1 protein-coding gene and 1 pseudogene are annotated in these 1,173 nt (G+C 66.8%); both read right to left on the bottom strand.

Going from position 1 to position 1,173, the window contains the following annotated elements; translation table 11 throughout:
- On the bottom strand, window positions 1-980 hold a 980-nt coding region (locus FIV39_RS32905), incomplete at its 3' end, for a type II secretion system F family protein (protein ID WP_146371719.1).
- Window positions 980-1,173: pseudogene (locus tag FIV39_RS32900) on the bottom strand (type II secretion system protein GspE); the annotation flags it as partial. The gene FIV39_RS32905 and the pseudogene FIV39_RS32900, both read right to left, overlap by 1 nt.

Genomic DNA, 1,173 nt, shown 5'->3' with positions numbered 1-1,173 from the left:
TTTTCCACCGCCAGTGCCGGGGCCAGGTTGACGCCTTCGCGCACCTTGGCCGTGGCATCGTTGACGCACTGGCTCAGGCGGTCGTTGGACAGGGTTTGCCGCGCCGCTTCCAGCGCGCGCAGCAACGGCACGCCGGCACCGCCGAGAATCGCCAGGGTCGACGCAAAGCGCGCGGTATTCAGGCCCAGCACAAAGCGCCCGATCAGCGGCAAGCGCAGCACGCGGCTGTGCCAGTTCAGGCGCGCCACGGGGTTGCGCAGGTACAGGCGCCAACCCCAAAACCCACCGACAATCCCGCCGAAACACAACCAGCCCCAGGCGCGGATAAAGTCGCTGGCGTTGAGCATCGCCAGGGTCAGCCCCGGTAGGTCCTGGCGCGCCTGGGAGAACGCGCTGACCACCTGGGGCACCACGTAGCTGAGCAGGAAAATCACGATACCGATCGACACCAGCCCGACCACACCGGGGTAGATAAACGCGGTGAGGATTTTGCCGCGCAGGTTGTTACGTTCCTCGATGTAGTCGGCCAGACGTTCCATCACCTGGGCGAGATCACCGGACTCCTCCCCCGCCGCGATCAACGCGCGGTAAATCGACGGAAAGTCCCGTGGCCGTGCGGCCAAGGCATCCGCCAGACGCATGCCGCCGCGTACATCGGCACGCACAGCGGCGAGGGTCTGGGCGATGTGTTTTTTCTCCGCCTGCTCCACCGTGGCGCTTAATGCCGCCTCCAAGGGCAGGCTGGCGCCGAGCAGGCTCGCCAGTTGCCGCGTGGCCCAGGCCAGGTCGTTGTCCGACAGCTTGGCGCTGAACAGGCTGCCGCCGCCGGCGCTTTGTTGACCGCCTTCGACCTGCACCAGCAGCGCGGTCAGGCCACGGCTGCGCAGCACCGCAAACGCCCCGCTCTGGCTGTCGGCTTCCAGGTGCCCGGCCTCGACTTTGCCGTTGGCGTCGGCGGCTTCATAGCGATAGCGATTCATCAGGCGTCCCGTGTTACGCGCAGGATTTCTTCCGGCGCGGTGGCGCCACTGCGCACCCAGCGCTCGCCGTCCTCACGCATGCTGAACATCCCCGCACGGCGCGCGGCCACGCGCAGATCCTGCTCGCCGGCACCCTGGTGGATCAAGCTACGCACCTCGTCGTCGACGCAAAACAATTCATGGATACCGGTCC

Origin of the sequence: Pseudomonas grimontii (assembly GCF_007858185.1) — a bacterium.
GTDB lineage: Bacteria > Pseudomonadota > Gammaproteobacteria > Pseudomonadales > Pseudomonadaceae > Aquipseudomonas > Aquipseudomonas grimontii.
Note: the sequence above shows the minus strand (reverse complement) of the source record. Positions and strands in the feature narration are given on the sequence as shown.